The following is an 18,839-nucleotide window of genomic DNA, read 5'->3' on the forward strand; positions in this document are numbered from 1 at the left end:
TCTACCAAAACAATTTAGTCTTCCTTATGTTTCAAAACCCATGGCCTGTGTAACTTAAGTGGCTGTGTAGGTGTTTAATATGTTGGAAATTGCTTATGTAACGTAAAACTACTAGCAATGAAACTTTTTAGACAAATAAGAGCCAATTTATTCATTTTTGGTTTACCGTTCCTTTTGGCAGTGTTCTCCTGTAACAATGATGATTCATACGTTACGGATCTGGATAATACAAACCTCACTAATGAAGACAGTGCTGCATTACTGTTTATGTTGGAAGAGGAAAAGCTGGCAAGGGATACCTATACCTATTTGGAGGATTTATGGGAAATAAATCAGTTTTCAAACATTAAGAAAAGTGAACAAAGTCATATGGATGCCGTTATTGGCCTTTTGGACCAATATAATATTGCCTATACCCTTTTATCCTATGGGGAGTTTAATAACCCGGACATTCAAACGCTTTATGATCAGTTTATAGATTACGGCAGCGAGAATAGGGCAAATGCCTTGGAGGTTGGTGCCAATATTGAAGATCTGGATATTGTGGATTTGGCCAACTTTATTGATGCCACTACCAACAGCGCCATGATAAAAGTTTTTGAAAGTCTACAATGTGGTAGCCGAAACCACCTCAGGAGCATTGTCACTGCCATTGAAGTTTCAGGAAACACCTATGAGCCCCAGTATTTAACCCTGGAAGACTATACCCTAATGATCAATGATAGTCAGGAACAATGTGGGCGCTAACCCAAGTTTTTCGAACAACTGACGCTCCTTTACGTTGGTAACATTAGTTACTGTGCAATCCTTTTACTCCCCCTAATTTTGTCTTAAATAATTTGAACGATGAAGAATATCATTTATATACTGTCTTTTTTGGGAACCTTGTCCTTTATGTACGCTCAGGAAAGGGTGTTGATCAGCAAGGAGGAAGTGTTGACCAAAGTGAAGGAGAACAACAATACCCTAAAAATGTCACAACAGGATGTGTTGGCCGCCAAAGGAGATTTTAATCAGTCCAATGCAGTGATTTTGCCCAATATAAGCGTCTCCCATACGGCCATGGCCACTACTAACCCCCTTATGGCATTTGGTTCCAAATTAAACCAGGAAATTTTGACCCAGTCGGATTTTGACCCCCTTTTATTAAACAATCCCAGTCAGATCGAGGATTATGCCACGCGTATAGTAGTGCAGCAGCCTTTGGTAAATCTGGATGGAATTTTTCAGCGCAAGGCAGCAAAGGCCAAATTAAATGCTGTGGAGTTAAAAGCGGATAGGACCAATGATTATATGGACTTGGAGGTGGAAAAGGCCTATATGCAATTACAATTGGCCTATAAGGCCGTAAATGTTTTGCAAGAGGCAAAAAAGGCGGCTATGGAAAATAAACGTTTGGCCGATAATAGTTTTAAGCAGGGGTATCTGCAAAAATCGGATGTCTTGGCCGTGGAGGTTAGGCTAACGGAAATAGACAATCAGTTACAGTATGCCAAGAGCAATATCCATAATGTCTCTAATTACTTATCCGTCTTGATGAATGATAACAGCTATGCTGTTTTACAACCATCGGACTCCTTGACCCTAGTGGTCAGTGACATTTATACGGAAGGATTGCCAGAGAATAGAAAGGACCTACAAGCCATGTCCTTGTCCAGTGAGGCATACCAACAAATGTACAGGGCAGATAAAATGAGTTTCCTTCCAAGCTTAAATGCCTTTGGAACCTATGAATTGCATGATGATCAAGTTTTTCAGGGAAACGCCAATGGATATCTGATCGGGGCAGAATTAAAATGGAACATTTTTGAAGGCAGCAAACGTTTTGGAAAGGTCCAGAAAAGTAGGGCCGAATTTGAAAAATCCAAATTGGAACTGAATCAGTATAAGGCAGAGAGTCAGGTAGAGTTGAATAGGGCCATGCGTTTGCTTCAAGATGCCAAAAACAATTTGGAGCTTACGTCCTTGGCATTGCAACAGTCGGAAGAATCCCTCCGCATACGTACCAATAGGTTTAAACAAGGCTTGGAGAAAACGACCGACCTATTAAATACCGAAACCCAATTTTCACAGAAGAAATTGGAATATTACACCACTATTTTCAATTATAATTACGCCTTGGCCTATGTTAAGTTTTTAACCAAGGAATAATAGCATACAGTTAATCATTATAGGAAACCATAAAAAGGAATATTTACATCCAGTACTAAAAATTAAAAGAAAACATGCAAACAAAATTATACATAGCAGCACTCATCACCCTAGTCATAACTATTTCCAGTTGTGGGAGCGATGATAAAAAAAATGTGGCGGACAATTCCCATGCCGTGGCCGTTGAAGTGAGCACGGTTTCCGAAGAGAACGGCAGTCCGTTCCTTTCCGCCAGCGGAAAGATAGAGGCGGTGAACAGTGCCAATATCAGTACGCGAATGATGGGATATGTTGATAAAATTTATGTACAGGTCGGGGATAAAGTTAGTAAGGGGCAGCAATTGATAAGTATTAACAATGCAGATATATCCGCCAAATTGGCCCAGGTAAATGCCGGTATTACTGAAGCAACGGCTGCTTTTACAAATGCAGAAAAGGATTATAAAAGGTATACAGCCTTGTTTAACGAGAACAGTGCTTCCCAAAAGGAACTGGACGATATTACGGCCAACTACAACATGGCCAAGGCCAGATTGGAAGGGGCCAAACAAATGAAGAACGAGGTGAACGCCCAATTTTCCTATAGCAATATACGTGCTCCCTTTAACGGAGTGGTCACCAACAAATTTATAAAGGTTGGGGATATGGCAAATCCAGGAATGCCCTTAATGGAAGTAGAAAGCCCGGGCAATTTTCAGGTATTGGCCATGGTACCGGAATCGGAAATCCTTCAGATCCAATCGGGATCGGAAGTAGAAGTTTTGATCAAGACTTTGGACGAATCCTTTAAGGGAACAGTAGCCGAAGTGAGTACATCGGCCAAAAATACTGGTGGACAATATATGGTTAAAGTAATGTTGAACGAGTCCAAGTCTAATCTACTTTCTGGAATGTACGCCACTGTGCAGTTTCCAACCGCTAAAAATACGGGTACCAATAGAGTGCTTATTCCTAAAGAAGCTCTGGTGCACAATGGACAATTATCCGGGGTGTATACGGTAAGTGAAAGCAGTACGGCACTTTTACGCTGGCTGCGATTGGGCAGGACTTATGGCGACAGTGTAGAGGTATTGTCAGGACTTTCCAGCGAGGAACAATATATAGTATCGGCCGAGGGGAAGTTGTTCAATGGAGCCAAAATAAGTATCCAATAACTGAAGTTTTAAAAAACGGATTTGCGTTAAGCCTGCCTGCAGGTATGCGGGGATTGCAGTGATTACCACAGATCTTTTTAGCTGATTTAGGCTAAAATGTAGCTGGCGTAAAAGTGGAAAGCCCAACCTGAGCATTCTTGAATGATTTTCCTGCAAGGTCTCCAAGACCTTGTAGGTATAAAAAAGACGTTAAAAGTATAAAGAACATTCAAGACAAAGACAAGAATTGGCGAAGGTAACGCCCAAATAAAAAATAAAAGATAAAGATGAAAGAAGGATTAGCAGGCAAAATTGCCAAAGCATTTATAGGATCCAAGTTAACGGTCCTTTTAATGATCGTGTTCATGGTCATTGGGGTGTACAGTTCGTTCCTGATTCCACGGGAGGAAGAGCCTCAGATAGATGTGCCCATGGCCGATATCTTTGTGGGTTACCCCGGGGCAAGTCCCACCGAAGTGGAAAGCAGGGTAACCAAACCCCTTGAAAAGTTAATTTCCAATATTAAGGGGGTAGAATATGTGTATTCCACTTCCATGGAGGAGCAGGGAATGGTTATAGTGCAGTTTTATGTAGGTGAGGACATTGAACGTTCGTTTGTTAAACTCCAGAACGAGATCAATAAGCATATGGACGAAATGCCGCAAGGCGTTACCTTCCCTTTAATAAAAACCAGGGCCATAGATGATGTTCCTATGTTGGGACTTACCTTATGGAGCGAGAAATACGACGATTACCAATTAAAGCAAATTGCCCAGGAACTTACGGATGAAATTGAAAAGGTAAACGATGTGTCCGCCACCCAGAGAATAGGTGGCCGTAACCGTCAATTGAGGGTGGTATTGGACAAGGATAAATTGGCGGAAAGCGGATTGGATTTTCTTACCGTTGCCGAAATGATCAAGGCCAATAACCAACAAATTAGTGGAGGTACTTTTGATAAGAACGATACCGAATTTATGGTGACCACTGGTAAGTTTCTGGAAACTGCTACGGATGTGGAAAATTTGGTGGTAGGCGTACAACAGAACCGTCCCATTTATTTAAAGCAAATTGCCAGCATACAGGACGGACCCGAAATTCCCAAGGAATACGTATCCCTTGGTTTTGGGAAGGGGAGTGAAAAGGGGGAAACCTATAAGTCCGAATATCCTGCCGTTACCATTTCCATAGCCAAGCGCAAAGGTGCGGACGCCATGAATATTTCGGATATTATTTTGGATAAAGTAGATCATTTAAAAAAGAATCTAATTCCGGATGATGTGCATGTGGAGGTGACCCGAAACTACGGGGAAACAGCTTCCCATAAGGTATCGGAATTATTGATGCACCTTATTGGCGCCATAATAGCGGTAACCTTTGTAGTAATGTTGGCCATGGGATGGCGTGGAGGATTGGTGGTGTTTCTATCGGTACCCATCACCTTTGCCTTGACCCTGTTGAGTTATTATTTACTGGACTATACCCTGAACCGTATCACCTTGTTTGCTTTGGTTTTTGTAACGGGTATTGTGGTGGACGACTCCATTATTATTGCTGAAAATATGCACCGGCATTTTAAAATGAAACGCCTGCCGTTTAAACAGGCTGCATTGTATGCCATTAATGAGGTGGGCAACCCAACTATATTGGCCACTTTTACGGTAATTGCTTCCGTATTGCCCATGGCTTTTGTCTCCGGTCTAATGGGGCCCTATATGTCGCCAATGCCTATTGGAGCTTCTATTGCGATGTTGTTGTCCCTTTTTGTTGCCTTGACGATTACACCTTATTTAGGGTATATATTTCTTAGGGAGAAGGATAAAAAAGGAGAGGAAAAGGTAGAGAAACCTTTGGAGAGTACCTTTATCTACAAGATGTACCATAAGTTTGAAAACCCTTTGATAGAAAACAAAAAGAAACGTTGGCTGTTCTTGGGAATTACCTTCTTGTTGCTATTGGGTTCCATAGGAATGTTCTTTACCAAATCGGTGGCTGTAAAAATGTTACCGTTCGACAATAAGAACGAGTTTCAGGTGGTCATAGACATGCCCGAAGGTACTACCTTGGAACGTACGGGAGTAGTGGCCAGGGAGATTGCCCAATACTTGAACACCCGTCCGGAAGTGGTAAACTACCAAAGTTATGTAGGTACTTCGGCTCCAATAACGTTCAACGGTCTTGTACGTCATTACGATATGAGGGGCGGAAGTAATATGGCAGATATTCAGGTGAATTTATTGGACAAGGGCGATAGAAGTGCCCAAAGTCACGAGATTGCCAGTTTATTACGTCCAGAGATCCAACGTATTGGGGAGAAATTTAATGCCAATGTCAAGATTGTAGAGGTGCCACCTGGACCTCCAGTGCTATCTACCATTGTTGGGGAAATATATGGCCCTGATTACGATACACAGATGGATATTGCGGACCAGGTACAGCAGATTCTTAAAAACACTCCGGATGTAGTGGATGTGGATTGGATGGTAGAAGCTGATCAAGTGGAATATCAATTTATCATAGACAAGGAAAAGGCAATGCTTTACGGTGTGGCACCACAACAAATTGCCCATACTATGAACATGGCCCTATCGGAAAGGGCGGTGACCAATCTATATGATGAAAATGCTTCCAATCAAATAGGTTTAATATTGGCTTTGGAGGAAAAGGAGAAATCCACTATTCAGGATATTGCCCAATTGAAGGTAAAATCCCAACAAGGAAATGGCAATATGGTTCCTATTGCAGATTTGGTCACTATAGAGCAAACCACCAGGGCCAAGAGCATTTATAGAAAAAACCAAAAGAGGGTGGTCTATGTACTGGCCGATATGGCAGGGGATTTGGAAAGTCCGGTCTATGCTATTTTAGGAATGACCGATAAGTTAAAGGCCATGAATTTGCCAAAGGGTTATTCCATTGATGAACTGTATATAAAGCAACCCGATTTTGAGGATAATTACACCGTAAAATGGGATGGGGAATGGCAGATTACCTTGGAGGTATTCCGGGATCTTGGATTGGCCTTCCTAGGAGTAATTTTCATCATATACATATTGATCGTAGGGTGGTTCCAGAATTTTAAGGCCCCGGTGGTCATGATGGTGGCCATACCCCTTTCCCTGATCGGAATTGTATTGGGCCATTGGATGTTGGATGCGTTTTTTACAGCAACTTCCTTCATAGGAATGATTGCCCTAGCGGGGATTATGGTTCGGAATTCGGTGTTGTTGATCGATTTTATTAATCTGCGTTTGGAGGAAGGTATTCCTTTAAAGTTGGCCGTCATCGAGGCCGGTGCCGTAAGGACTACCCCTATCCTATTAACAGCGGGAACCGTTGTAATTGGGGCGTTTGTAATCCTATTCGACCCCATTTTCCAAGGACTGGCCATTTCTTTGATGGGAGGTACTATTGTATCCACGGTGCTAACATTGTTGGTAGTGCCTTTGGTGTATTATATGATAGAAAGGAAGAACTATAAATAAGGACGGGTCTCTGATCGGAGTCGAAGAGAGCCCTCTAGGGGATTAATTTAGTCAATACCGTATTTGGGGATAAAGGCCTAATTCTAATAACTGAATTTTAAAATATAAAGTAATGAAACTACTCATAGTAACCGTTGTGGAGGAATACGCTAAGGAAACGCTACAACTCTTTAAAAAAGCCAATATAGAGAGCTTTAGCGGCTCCGATATTGATGGATATAAAAATCCTGCCCAAGTGCTCATGGCTTCAAACTGGTTCCCCAGTGAAAAGGGAGGTGTGGAATCTGCCATGTTTTTTTCCTTTACCTCCGAGGAAAATATTGATATTTTATTTGAACTCATTTTATCGTTCAATAATAAATTGGAAACCAACAATCCTATAAGGGCAGCGGTGGTTCCCATAGAAAAGTATATTTAATAACCTTTAAAAAATAGTATTATGATTAATAGATATATCAGGGCAATTGCCGGGGCTTTTGTAGTTATTAGTGTTGTTTTGGCAGTATACGTAAACATAAATTGGTTGTGGTTTACCGTTTTTGTTGGGGTAAACCTTTTCCAATCTGCATTTACCCAATGGTGCCTTATGGAAAAGATTTTGTTCAAATTGGGAGTAAAAAAGGAAGGGGATAGCTGTACCGTATAAGGGTCATACAGCGTAGTGGGCTTAGCCATAACTATAATATAAAAAAATGCCCCGGGAAACCGGGGCATTCTAAAACTAACTCAAAACTCAATAAATAAAACTCAATCTTTTTTACCAAGGCTTAGTAACTCCTTGTAGTATCCATGGTTTGGACCAAGGCGTATCGTTTTCGTATTTTCCAGGCACATCGTTGGTATGGCTGGTTGTTTCCAATGAGGATAATGCTGCATTGTAATTGGCCTCATTAATATTCCTTTCTTCATCAGGATACTGAAAACGAACCGGGATTACTGAAGATAGGGCGAATGGACCTGTCTGAAGATCAGGTAAGCCAGTTCTTCTCCAATCCAAATAGGCTTCAGAAGCGGTAGCAAAGTTGGCAATCCATTTTTGTTCCATGATCTGGGCCAGTGTTCCGTTATAGGCAACTTCGGCATTATCTATATAATCTGCATATTCATCACCAATTCCCCATGTGTCCAAAGATGCTTGTACTCCTTTGTTATAATTTCCTTCAGCATCTGATCCCCAACCTTTTAGAGCAGCTTCTGCTTTTAAGAAACAAACTTCTGCATAGGACATAACCCGGGCTTTTAAAAACTCACCACTTGCTTCTTTAAACTGATCGTTCATTAATGAAACATGTACATTGCCTCCACCTTGTACAGGGTTAGGGTTCAGGTTATAAGTATATGGCTCTGATCCTTGATACGATACTGGGATACCCACATAGGTACTACTGGTATCTACTAGACTTAATCCAGCCAAACGATCGGCTTTCCAGGTATTTTTGTCATATATCTTTAAACCATTATCTGCAAGAGTTTCTTCATTGATATAACGTACTCCATCTACAACTACGTCATCTTCTCCACCAGGAACGTCTGCGGCAGCCACAACTTTAATTGGAATTGCAACAGGTGCAAACCAAACGTTGGCCCTTGGGTCATCAAGTTCACGTAATCTATCGGTAAAAGTAGTACAAGGCTTAACACGATTGAAGGCAGATGCTCCTCCTGTAGAACTGTTACTTGGCTGGGCAGTTGCATCAGATGTACCTATATAGGCCAAAGCGCACTCCTCATCAACACTGCTGATCAAAGGTTTCGCCAATGTGGCAGTTACCCCAGCTTGGGCATAAGATGGGTCTTTTTCGGACAATCTCATATAATACCTTAGGGCCATGGAGTTGGCATATTTCATCCATTTTTCGGCATCGCCTTCAAAGAAAATATCTTGGCTGGCACCAAAAGCCTCTAGATTACCCATATTGTTGGATATTGAAGCAGCAGCAGCCACAAAATCAGCTATAGCCCCTTTATAAACTGCTTCCTGGGAATCGTATGTAGGTAGAATAACATCCTCATCAGCTTGTACCGCATCAGTATAAGGTACGTCTCCATAGTAATCTGCCAAAGAAACAAAGTTCTGCGCCATTAATATTTGGGCAATAGCTTCATGTAAGGTATAACCTAATTCTTGAGACCGTTGTAGTGCCAATTTAGCACTACGCAGGTTTCCGTAGTAGGTGTTCCATCCACTACCATCCCAATCGTAATTGTTGTTTCCCCAAGAATCTTTTTGGGTGTATTGAACAAAGGCAGATAGTTCTCCACTATAGCCCTTACTACCTACGTCCAAAGCAGTATTTACCATTACTTGCGTTAATAGAAAACTTGGATTGCCTTGGCTAGGATCTACCCCGTTGGGGTTTTGGTTAATTTCTGTTAGTTCATTGTCGCACGAAGTAGCGGACAGTAGACAAACTACGAGAAATAGTTTAAATATCTTATTTATTATACTCATGATCTTTTGTTTTTTATTTAGTGCCTAATTAGAAACTTACGTTAAGTTTGAAACCTATTGGAATGGTAAAGGGATTAATGTTGAATCGCTCTATACCTTGTTTAAATTGGATTCCACTTCCTCCTTGAGTACTTGATTCGTGCTGGAAAGCCATCTCAGGGTCGATTCCTATATCCGCCTTGGTCCATAGGATAATGTTTCGGCTAAATAAGGATATATTTAGATTTTGAAGACCAACTCGCTTAATATGTTTACTTGGCACGGAATAGGTAAGTGAAATTTCCCTTAATTTTACGAAATCGGAATCAAAGGTTGCATTTCTAGTAAAGTCCCATCCGTAGTGATCTTGGTATCTAGTAACAACGGTTCCAGGACCACCAAGGTTTTCCGCTGTAGCTATAAAGTTGCCATCATCGTCATAATCTCCTTGTACACCTGGCATAAATACACCATCGTTCAATGTAATTCCACCTTCGGTATAAGGAAGACCACCATCTGCTGCTGTAGGCCCACCTACCAATACATAGAATTCACCATCTTCCGATAAGAATCGGTCTGCATTCTCTCTTAAATAGGTAGGAACATCGGAAATATCATTAAAATTATGCAACTTATCTATCCATCTTTGGGTATGTAAATCAGATTCCCCGTATCTGTGGGTTTGTGAAACAAACTGTCCACCTTTTCTCCAGTCAAAATTCATGGAGATGCTCCAGTTCTTATAGGAGGCCGATGTGGTCATCCCTAAATTGAAATCTGGGTTAAAGTTGCCAATTATTGGGGCAACTCTATTTCCGTCAGCGTCTTCTCTAGTTCTGTCGCTACTCTCGAAACCAGAATCATCAATAATAGGCCAGCCAAAATAAGGTGAGTTTGGATCTTCAACACGCACTAGGGCAGCGTCAAAAATATTTCCTATTTCTTCACCAACCCAAGTTATAGCACCACCACGGGCATCTGTCCAAAAGGTAATGGAATTCATACCTTCGGCCAATTCAATTACTTTGGTTCTGTTTCTGTTAAATACGAAGCCCATATCCCAACGCCAATCATTGGAGTTTATAATGTTAGCATTTAAACCAGCCTCTACACCAGTACTTCTCAATAGACCGGCATTGGTGTTCTTGGAACTATATCCTGAGGAGATAGGAAGAGCAATTCCAAAAATTTGATTTTCGTTATCGGCAGTATAATAAGTGAAATCCATACTTAACCTATTGTTAAAGAAGGCCAAATCGGCTCCTCCTTCCCAAGATGAAATACTTTCTGGTTTCAAATCTGGGTTAAGCAGTGTAGAAGGTACGGATAGCAAAGATCCTGATCCCCAAGAGGTACCTCCATTTAAAGTAGGTTGTAGGTTGTATGCTCCAGTATCGTTACCTACTTCGGCATAACCTGCACGCAGTTTAAGTAAGGATACCCCATTGCCAAAACCAAGAAGTTTATTAACCAATAAACTAGTGGATACAGAAGGGTAAAAATAGGAATTGTTATTATCTGGCAAGGTACTGGACCAATCATTTCTTCCTGTAACGTCTACATAGAACATATCTTTAATACCAATACTAGCCATTCCGTACAAACTGTTTACTTGTTTTTCGTAACTGTTATAAGAATAAACTAAATTGTCGTTGGCAATATTGGATAAGGTGAACAATCCTGGTGTTAAAAGACCTGATCCTCTACTTATTGTGGAATTTAGCAAATTGTTTCCTTTTAAAACCCTTTTATTACCTCCTCCAGATATGGAGAAATCCCATCCTTCCAATCTTTTGGCATAAGTTAATAGGAAATCGACATTTGTTTCATTTGTAAAGATTTTGTTGATACCGTAGGCTCCATTCATATCCCCAGTGTAGCCTTTGGACAATTTGGTTTCTCTTACTTCGTTAATTTCATCCATGTTATAACGAACCATTGCCGTAAGATCGTCGGTGATCTTGTACTCTCCTTTTACATTACCATAAAACCTGTTTCTTTCAAAACCATTGTTATTCTCGTAAGCTAGGAAATAAGGGTTGTTCCATTCGGTTTCTGTTGGATCGTCCCCAAAATTATAAGGCGAATTTTGGAAGATACCTTCGTAACCTGGCAACCAGTAATCCTTCATTTGGCGCACATCAATATGCGGGTTCAATTCGTAAACTGCCTGCATTGCGTTGGCACCACGGTTACCAACAGGTCTGTTGTCCGCACCAGATTTGGTATAGTTAAGACTAGTACTAACTGTAAATTTATCGTTTAACTTTAATGAAGAATTTAGGCTGATGCTATGTCTGTTTAAATCGGTATTTGGGATGTTTCCCTTATTTTTCATATCCGAATAGGACAACCTGTAATTAATCTTTTCCGTATTGTCTTGGATAGAGATATTATTGGTTGTTGTAATGGCAGTTTGAAAGAAATTCTTAGGATTGTTGTACGACTTCAATTCCCTTGGGACAGGAACACCACTAGCAATTTCCTCTGCGCTATAAGGCCATTGGATTGCCATGATGCCTTTGTCCAGCTCAGGACCTGCCCATGCTGAAGCAGTTTCACCAATGATTATGGCTCCATAAGAATTCGCTGGGAAATTATCTTCGGTATAAGGTCTAGAACCTGTCGCAAACCTAGTATGGGTATCTAAGAAACGACTGGGAATATCAAAAACAGTACTGGAATTAATTGTTACTCCCAATCCTTTTTTAGATTTACCAGACTTGGTTGTAATTAATATAACCCCGTTACCTGCCCTGGAACCATAAAGCGCTGCTGCACTGGCCCCTTTTAGAACAGTGACACTGGCAATATCGTCTGCATTGATATCAGAAATGGCATTACCGTAATCCACTTTGTTATCCCTACCTATCTCTGTAATGTTGTTGGCGGTATTAATTACTGGAGAACCATCGATTACAAATAATGGTTGGTTGTCACTGGATAATGAAGCTGCACCCCTAACGTTAATGTTTACAGTAGAACCTGCAACACCGGTAGAGTTGATATTCACCCCAGACACTTTACCGGAAAGAGCGTTTAAAACGTTCTCTTGGGGAACATTGTCCAGAGCATCACCACCTACTTCACTTACAGAATACCCCAAGGATTTCTTTTCCCTTGAAATACCAAGAGCGGTTACTACAACTTCTTCCAATTGTTCGGATGAGGTTGCCATGGTAACGTTTAGGGTAGATTGGTTGCCAACTGCTACTTCCTTTGTTTCCATTCCCAAATAGGAAAATACCAAAACAGCACTACTGTTCGGAACAGTAATACTGTATATTCCATCAAAATCGGTGGTTACACCAGTGGTAGTTCCCTTAACCACCACGGACACTCCTGGGAGTAATTCGCCATCATCACTGCTGACGACTCCGGTTACACCTTGTTGTGCCAACATGATTCCGGAAACCATGCTGAACAAAAGGAAAGTCAAAAATTTCAAGCTGCTTTTTTTCATATTCATTTTTATTAATTGGTTGAGTAATTAGCATTTCGTTAACAAATCTATTGTAAAATAATCGACAAAAAGCATAGTATTTTATTAGATACTTATGGAATATTACCTCTATAGGGGTCAATATTATAATAATGATAATTTTAGGTTAAGATATGTTTGATTTCGGGCAAGAATGTTTCTTTAACGTAAAATTCACTTATTGGATCTTAATTATCTGGAGACCTATTTTAGGGTTAAATGGGTAGTAGCATAATATATATAGGTATGGTTAGGTACTATCTATATTCATTGGGGGATATTTATTTATTGTCCAAACTGCTATAATTTTAACTTAATTATCAAGAATTAAGTTAAAAAACTTGGTCTTATGTCAATATACCATGCAAATGCAATAAGATTTACTTATTCAATCATCTCTATTTGAATTTAATTTGTAGGTAATTAACCAAAATGCCAAACGATGTTAGCAGGTATAGATTATTTTATAGTAATAGCTTATATAATAGGAATGTTGTTATTAGGGCTATATTTCAAAAAATTTGTCAATAGTTCCGAAGACTATTTTCTAGGAGGCAAAAGCTTACCCTTTTGGGCTATTGGTATGTCTATTGTTGTATCGGATATAGGGGCATTGGATTTTGTAGGGGTGTCCGGTCAAGCTTATCGATATGGTATTTCTGTCGGCAACTTTGATTGGGTAGGTTCCGTCCCTGCCATGTTGTTGGCCGCATTTATTTTTATTCCCTATTTCTGGCGAGGTGGTATGTATACTATACCGGAATACCTTGGAAGAAGATATAACCAAAAGGTAAGGACCATAGCCTCGGTTACCTGGATCCTGTTTTTTGCCTTGGATTTGGGAGTTCTTTTTTGGGCCAGTGCGGTGCTATTAAATGTACTTATGGGGTGGCCCATCTGGATTTCTATAGTTGCAACAGCGGGCGTGGTTGGTCTTTATACCTATTTTGGGGGTATTACCGCCGTAATTATGACCGATGTGGTACAGTTCATTATAATGTTCATAGGAGGTTTTGCCCTAGTTTTTCTTAGTCTTTACGAAGTGGGAGGTTGGGATAATATGGTAGATAAAATCGCCACAATGGGACCAGAGTATCGTAACCATTTTGATATTATTCAACCGCAGGATACTAAATCGCCCTTCCCATGGACTGGAATTTTGTTCGGCCTAACATTTGTTATGGCCAATGCTTATATGATAGGAAACCAGTCTATAGTGCAGCGCTGCCTTACTGCCAAGAACGAATGGCACGCCAAGGCGAGTATGATTTTTGGATCTGCCCTTAAAATGTTTATTCCAATTTTGGTGTTGTTTCCAGGGCTTATGGCAGTGGTGGTACATCCTGGATTGGAAGATGGGGATCAGGCACTTCCCATGATGATCAAATCCATTCTGCCTCCTGGTTTGGTCGGACTTATGTTCGCTGCATTTTTTGCAGGGCTAATGTCCAGTGTGGATTCTTTGTTGAACTCCACGGCAACTTTATTTACAAAGGATATTTACGAGCCGTTTATTAAAAAAGGGGCCGATGACAAACATTATTTAAAGGTTGGACAGATCACGACCTTGGTGTTGTTGCTCATCGGAGTTGCTACCTCGCCCATTAGCAGTGATTTCCCCGGGATTTATGTGGCCATACAAACCTTTATGTCCTATTTCCAAGGTCCAATATTCGCCATCCTACTATTGGGTATTTTTTGGAAACGAACTACGGAATGGGGAGGGCTTTCGGCATTGGTCATAGGTATTGGTTTTGCTATTTATCTAAATGTATTTAAGGAGCAATTCTTTACCATAGAAGATCCTTTTCTCTATATTTCCTGGTGGTCCTTCCTATTAGGATTTATAATTAATGTGGTAGTTAGTTTGCTTACCAAGAAGCACACCGAAGAACAACTTAAAGGCTTGGTGTTTAGTTCTAAAATTTTAGTGGAAAATAAAAAACTGTAATATGTTCAATTTTGACTGGCTTTCCGGTGTTTCGCAAGAAACTGCAAAAATGATATTTCTTTCTCTGTATGCCTTAATAGGTCTATTGGTGCTGTTATTGCCTACAGAGTATGTTTACCAAGGTATTGCCAAGGAAGATCGGCACTGGTGGAATAATTTAAAACTATGGTCTATAGCCGTACTTTGTATTTTGGCATCGATCTATAATCATTTTTAACCCCTTAAAAAACAAGTATGGAGACAAATGAAATAAATGCGGCATTAAAGGCCGCTCAAATTAACAATGCTCTTGGATTTTTCATTATGGCTTTTGGGGTTATCGTACTTTTTGCCATGATCTTTACGGAAACATTTGTAGAACATATGACCGATATGGTTGCAGGATTAATACTAATATCTATCGGAGGAGGAATGATGTGGAAGGCAAAAAGTACCATTAAGAAATTAAAATCCAAGAAGGAATAAAAAAGATAAAGAATGCAGAAGTCTTTCCAAATAAAGTTATCGGATAATTGGAGAATCCAGAGTTCAAATAAAGTTTCGGAAAAGGGGAGTGAAATCTCCACTAAGGCCACAATTTCAGAAAATTGGTTTCCTGCAGTGGTTCCTTCAACCGTTTTGAGCACTTTGGTAGCCAATAAGGTTTACGAAAACCCCTATTTTGGTGAGAATTTAAAGACCATTCCAACAGAACAGTTTAAAGTATCCTGGTGGTATACTACTAGTTTTGAACTAACAAAGGAGCAATCCAACGGGTTTGGCACTCTAAAATTTGATGGTATAAACTACAAGGCCAATGTTTGGTTAAATGGACAACTCATTGCCGATGCCTCCGTTATAGATGGGGCCTTTCGTATTACCTCTTTTGATGTAAGTACAAATATCAAAAGTGGATCCAATATTTTGGCCATAGAGGTAATTCCGCCCCAACCTGGCGATTTTAGTATAGGCTTTGTAGATTGGAATCCTTCCCCACCAGATGGGGATATGGGTATTTTTAGGCCTGTAACCCTTCATCTACATGGTGGCGTGCAAATTGAAAAACCCTTTGTGCAGACCAAGGTAAATCTTGAAACCTTGAAAGAGGCCGATATAACTGTTTCGGCAGAATTGATCAATTATTCCAACACTGCAATTACTGGAGATTTAATAGGCACCATAGGTGCTGCAGTATTCAAGAAAAGCATAAACTTAGCGCCAAAGAAGAAAGAGCTGATCACCTTTGATAGTACGGAGTTTGTGGGTCTTAATTTTAAGGAGCCAAAACTTTGGTGGCCCATTAATTTGGGGAATCCCGATCTGTATGATCTGGGTTTGAAATTTGTGGCCAAGGAGGAGGTTTTGGATACTGCACAGCTGAGATTTGGAATTCGCGATATACAGGATTATTGGTTAAATGAAATACATCGAGGATATAAGGTAAACGGGCAAAAGGTATTGATTAAAGGTGCTGGCTGGACGGATGATTTGCTTTTAATGGATACCGATGAAAGCATTGAAGCCCAAGTGAAGTATGTAAAACAAATGAATCTGAACTGTATTCGTTTGGAAGGCTTCTGGGGCAAGGACCACAAACTCTACGACCTCTGTGATGAACATGGCATTTTGTTAATGGTAGGATGGAGCTGTCATTGGGAACACGAGATCCATATGGGGGTACCCGTCAATGAGCGTTTCGGTGGTGTATACAAGCCAGAGCATATTTCCCATGTTGCCCAAGCTTGGGAGGATCAGGTGATATGGTTGCGCAACCATCCCAGTATATTTGTTTGGACCGTTGCCAGTGACAAGGTGCCGATTACGGAATTGGAACAAAAATATATAGATACTTTCGCAAAATATGACCCCACAAGGCCTTATTTAAATTCTACAGGTGGAGTGGGAAGTGATCAACATGTTATAGGCAGCGAGGATGTCATTAGTGAGATCAGTGGATCTTCCGGCGTAAAAATGTTGGGTCCTTATGCCTATACTGCCCCGGTCTATTGGTTTACCGATACCAAATTTGGTGGTGCCTATGGATTCAATACGGAAACTGGTCCTGGAGCTCAGGTACCACAACTGGAAAGTTTAAAAAAAATGATTCCTCAGGAGCAATTATGGCCTATGGGGGATGCTTGGAACTACCATTGCGGACGGTATGAGTTTGCCGATCTCAGTAGATTTAACAAGGCTATTGAGGAAAAATATGGGGCTCCAAAATCTTTGGAAGAGTTCGATAAAAAGGCCCAGGCCATGAACTATGAGCTTATGCGGCCTATGTTCGAGGCTTTTCAGGTAAATAAAAAGAAATCTACGGGTATTGTCCAATGGATGCTGAATGCGGCATGGCCAAAGATGTATTGGCAGTTGTACGACTATTACCTAAACCCAACAGCTGCTTTTTATGCTACCCAAAAGGCTTGTTTGCCATTAAGCCTTATTTACAATTATGGTGACAAACATATTTATGCCATTAATGACCACCTTAGGTCGGTAGAAAATTTATCTGCCCATATTAGAGTTTATTCCATTGGGTCCGAAATATTGTTTGAAGATAGGGTCAATTTTACCATGGATCCAGATTCATCAAAATCTATTTTGGCATTGGGGGAACTGAAAGGGCTAACAACTACCTATTTTGTAGATCTTCGTTTGTTGGATAAAAAAGGGGAAGAAATAGCCAATAATTTTTATTGGCTATCCACCAAAGAAGAGGTGTTGGACTATGAGGCCGATTTAGGGCCATTCGCCTTTCACACCCCCAGCAAGGTATATGCGGACTTCACACAGTTGAATGAATTGCCTAAAACCCAGTTGCAGCAGTCACATTATTTTGAGCAGGACGGAGAACAACAAAATATCAAGGTAGAACTTAAGAACAACAGTGAGCATATAGCATTTTTAATCAACCTTAAGGTAGTGGATAAAAAGACTGGAGAACTTATACTGCCCATATTCTGGGAGGATAATTTCATAAACTTGTTACCAGGGGAAGAACGCATGGTTTGCGCTAATTTTAAAGGGACTTCCGAGGCAGAATTGAAGGTGGAGGGATGGAATATTTAATACCCTTATTAATTGTCCATTTCCTAGTTTGGATTACTTAATATTTAATCAGTGTCACTATGCTAATTTGGACAAAATATTTACTAGCTATACCCCTTCTAATATCGGTCGGATCCTGTAAGGAACAGCTAAAGGTAAATGGATCTGAAACGGCTGATAAGCATGCTGCCATAACCCTTGAAGAGTACATTTACCCCATAGGCCAAGGGCTAACACCACAATGTCATGCCCCAACCATAGATGTCAGCAATGGCACACTGGTAGCTTCCTGGTTCGGAGGAACGGAGGAAAAAAATAATGACGTGGGTATTTGGGTTTCTAGAAAAATTGAGGATAAATGGACAACCCCGGTTGAAGTAGCCAATGGCGTGGAGGAAGACGGAATTAGATATCCGTGTTGGAACCCTGTTCTTTTTAAACCAGAAAATAAGCCTTTGATACTCTTTTACAAAGTTGGCCCTGATCCATTATATTGGTGGGGAATGTATAAGACCTCTGAGGATGATGGGCTTAGTTGGTCTGCCCCTAGCAGATTGGCAGACAGTATTTTGGGACCAATAAAGAATAGGCCCGTTACCTTGTCCAATGGGGATATTTTATCTCCCTCCAGTACCGAAAGCGAGACGGAGGGCCATAAAATTCATTTGGAAAGAAGTGTGGATTTTGGCAAAACATGGACCAAAACGGCCCCTTTGAACGATGGTAAGACATTTAAGGCCATACAACCGGCTATTCTAGATCACGGTAAGGATACCATCCAATTATTAAGTAGAACCTATCAGGGAACTATTGGGCAAAATTGGTCTTATGACGGGGGACTTAGCTGGAGCGAAATGACTGCTACGGATCTTCCCAATCCTGACTCGGGGATTGATGCCCTTACCCTAAAAGATGGTCGGCATGTATTGATCTATAATCCTACCACCATTGAATCCGAGGATAGGGTTCCCTTGAGCGTAGGCCTATCCCAGGACGGTAAAACATGGAAGAGAGTGTTGGATTTGGAACCCTTAACGGCAACAACAGACAAAAAGGGAGAGGAATATTCGTACCCCACCCTGATTCAAAACCCTGACGGAATGATACATATAGTGTATACATGGAATAGAAAGACCGTGAAACACGTAGTATTGGACCCTGAAAAATTATAAACGAAATC

At 40.7% G+C, this 18,839-nt stretch carries 13 protein-coding genes; 11 read left to right on the forward strand and 2 right to left on the reverse strand.

Translation table 11 applies throughout. From position 1 onward, the window contains the following. The first annotated feature begins 117 nt into the window (after window positions 1-117). From BUA60_RS02885 to BUA60_RS02910, 6 genes are all read left to right on the forward strand, one after another. Window positions 118-747, forward strand: a complete 630-nt coding sequence (locus BUA60_RS02885; RefSeq protein WP_084532463.1) for a DUF2202 domain-containing protein — start codon at window positions 118-120, stop codon at window positions 745-747. 99 nt (window positions 748-846) lie between these two features. Beyond that, window positions 847-2,151: a TolC family protein gene (locus BUA60_RS02890; protein ID WP_072860222.1), complete on the forward strand. Its 1,305-nt coding sequence runs from the start codon at window positions 847-849 to the stop codon at window positions 2,149-2,151. Window positions 2,152-2,225: 74 nt separating this feature from the next. Then, window positions 2,226-3,305 (forward strand): efflux RND transporter periplasmic adaptor subunit, encoded by a 1,080-nt coding sequence (locus BUA60_RS02895; RefSeq protein WP_072860223.1) that lies wholly within the window; start codon window positions 2,226-2,228, stop codon window positions 3,303-3,305. 266 nt (window positions 3,306-3,571) lie between these two features. Beyond that, window positions 3,572-6,769 carry an efflux RND transporter permease subunit gene (locus BUA60_RS02900; protein WP_072860224.1) on the forward strand — a complete coding sequence of 1,066 codons (3,198 nt, stop codon included), beginning with the start codon at window positions 3,572-3,574 and terminating at the stop codon, window positions 6,767-6,769. A 112-nt stretch (window positions 6,770-6,881) separates the two neighbouring features. Further along, window positions 6,882-7,187, forward strand: coding sequence for a hypothetical protein (locus BUA60_RS02905; RefSeq protein ID WP_072860225.1), 306 nt, complete (start codon window positions 6,882-6,884; stop codon window positions 7,185-7,187). 21 nt (window positions 7,188-7,208) lie between these two features. Then, window positions 7,209-7,415, forward strand: coding sequence for a YgaP family membrane protein (locus BUA60_RS02910; protein WP_031445982.1), 207 nt, complete (start codon window positions 7,209-7,211; stop codon window positions 7,413-7,415). A gap of 111 nt (window positions 7,416-7,526) precedes the next feature. Here the strand turns inward: BUA60_RS02910 and BUA60_RS02915 are convergent, their stop codons facing one another. After that, window positions 7,527-9,221 (reverse strand): SusD/RagB family nutrient-binding outer membrane lipoprotein, encoded by a 1,695-nt coding sequence (locus tag BUA60_RS02915; RefSeq protein WP_072860226.1) that lies wholly within the window; start codon window positions 9,219-9,221, stop codon window positions 7,527-7,529. Window positions 9,222-9,249: 28 nt separating this feature from the next. Beyond that, complete coding sequence (locus tag BUA60_RS02920) at window positions 9,250-12,663, reverse strand: SusC/RagA family TonB-linked outer membrane protein (RefSeq protein WP_084532504.1); 3,414 nt, start codon at window positions 12,661-12,663, stop codon at window positions 9,250-9,252. A 460-nt stretch (window positions 12,664-13,123) separates the two neighbouring features. Here BUA60_RS02920 and BUA60_RS02925 point away from each other — a divergent pair, with 460 nt between their 5' ends. The 5 genes from BUA60_RS02925 to BUA60_RS02940 are packed head-to-tail and all read left to right on the forward strand — an operon-like array spanning window position 13,124 to window position 18,831. Further along, window positions 13,124-14,632 (forward strand): sodium:solute symporter family protein, encoded by a 1,509-nt coding sequence (locus BUA60_RS02925; RefSeq protein ID WP_072860227.1) that lies wholly within the window; start codon window positions 13,124-13,126, stop codon window positions 14,630-14,632. Window position 14,633: 1 nt separating this feature from the next. Next, a complete protein-coding gene (locus BUA60_RS02930; protein WP_031445978.1) occupies window positions 14,634-14,849 on the forward strand; it encodes a hypothetical protein in 216 nt (71 codons plus the stop codon). Between the two features lie 17 nt (window positions 14,850-14,866). After that, window positions 14,867-15,097: a hypothetical protein gene (locus BUA60_RS22735; RefSeq protein WP_084532464.1), complete on the forward strand. Its 231-nt coding sequence runs from the start codon at window positions 14,867-14,869 to the stop codon at window positions 15,095-15,097. A gap of 12 nt (window positions 15,098-15,109) precedes the next feature. Next, entirely contained in the window at window positions 15,110-17,680 is a 2,571-nt protein-coding gene (locus BUA60_RS02935; RefSeq protein WP_084532465.1) for a glycosyl hydrolase 2 galactose-binding domain-containing protein, read from the forward strand. A gap of 59 nt (window positions 17,681-17,739) precedes the next feature. Beyond that, window positions 17,740-18,831 carry a sialidase family protein gene (locus BUA60_RS02940; protein ID WP_072860228.1) on the forward strand — a complete coding sequence of 364 codons (1,092 nt, stop codon included), beginning with the start codon at window positions 17,740-17,742 and terminating at the stop codon, window positions 18,829-18,831. Window positions 18,832-18,839 lie beyond the last annotated feature (8 nt).

The organism is Arenibacter palladensis, from assembly GCF_900129275.1.
Lineage (GTDB): Bacteria > Bacteroidota > Bacteroidia > Flavobacteriales > Flavobacteriaceae > Arenibacter > Arenibacter palladensis.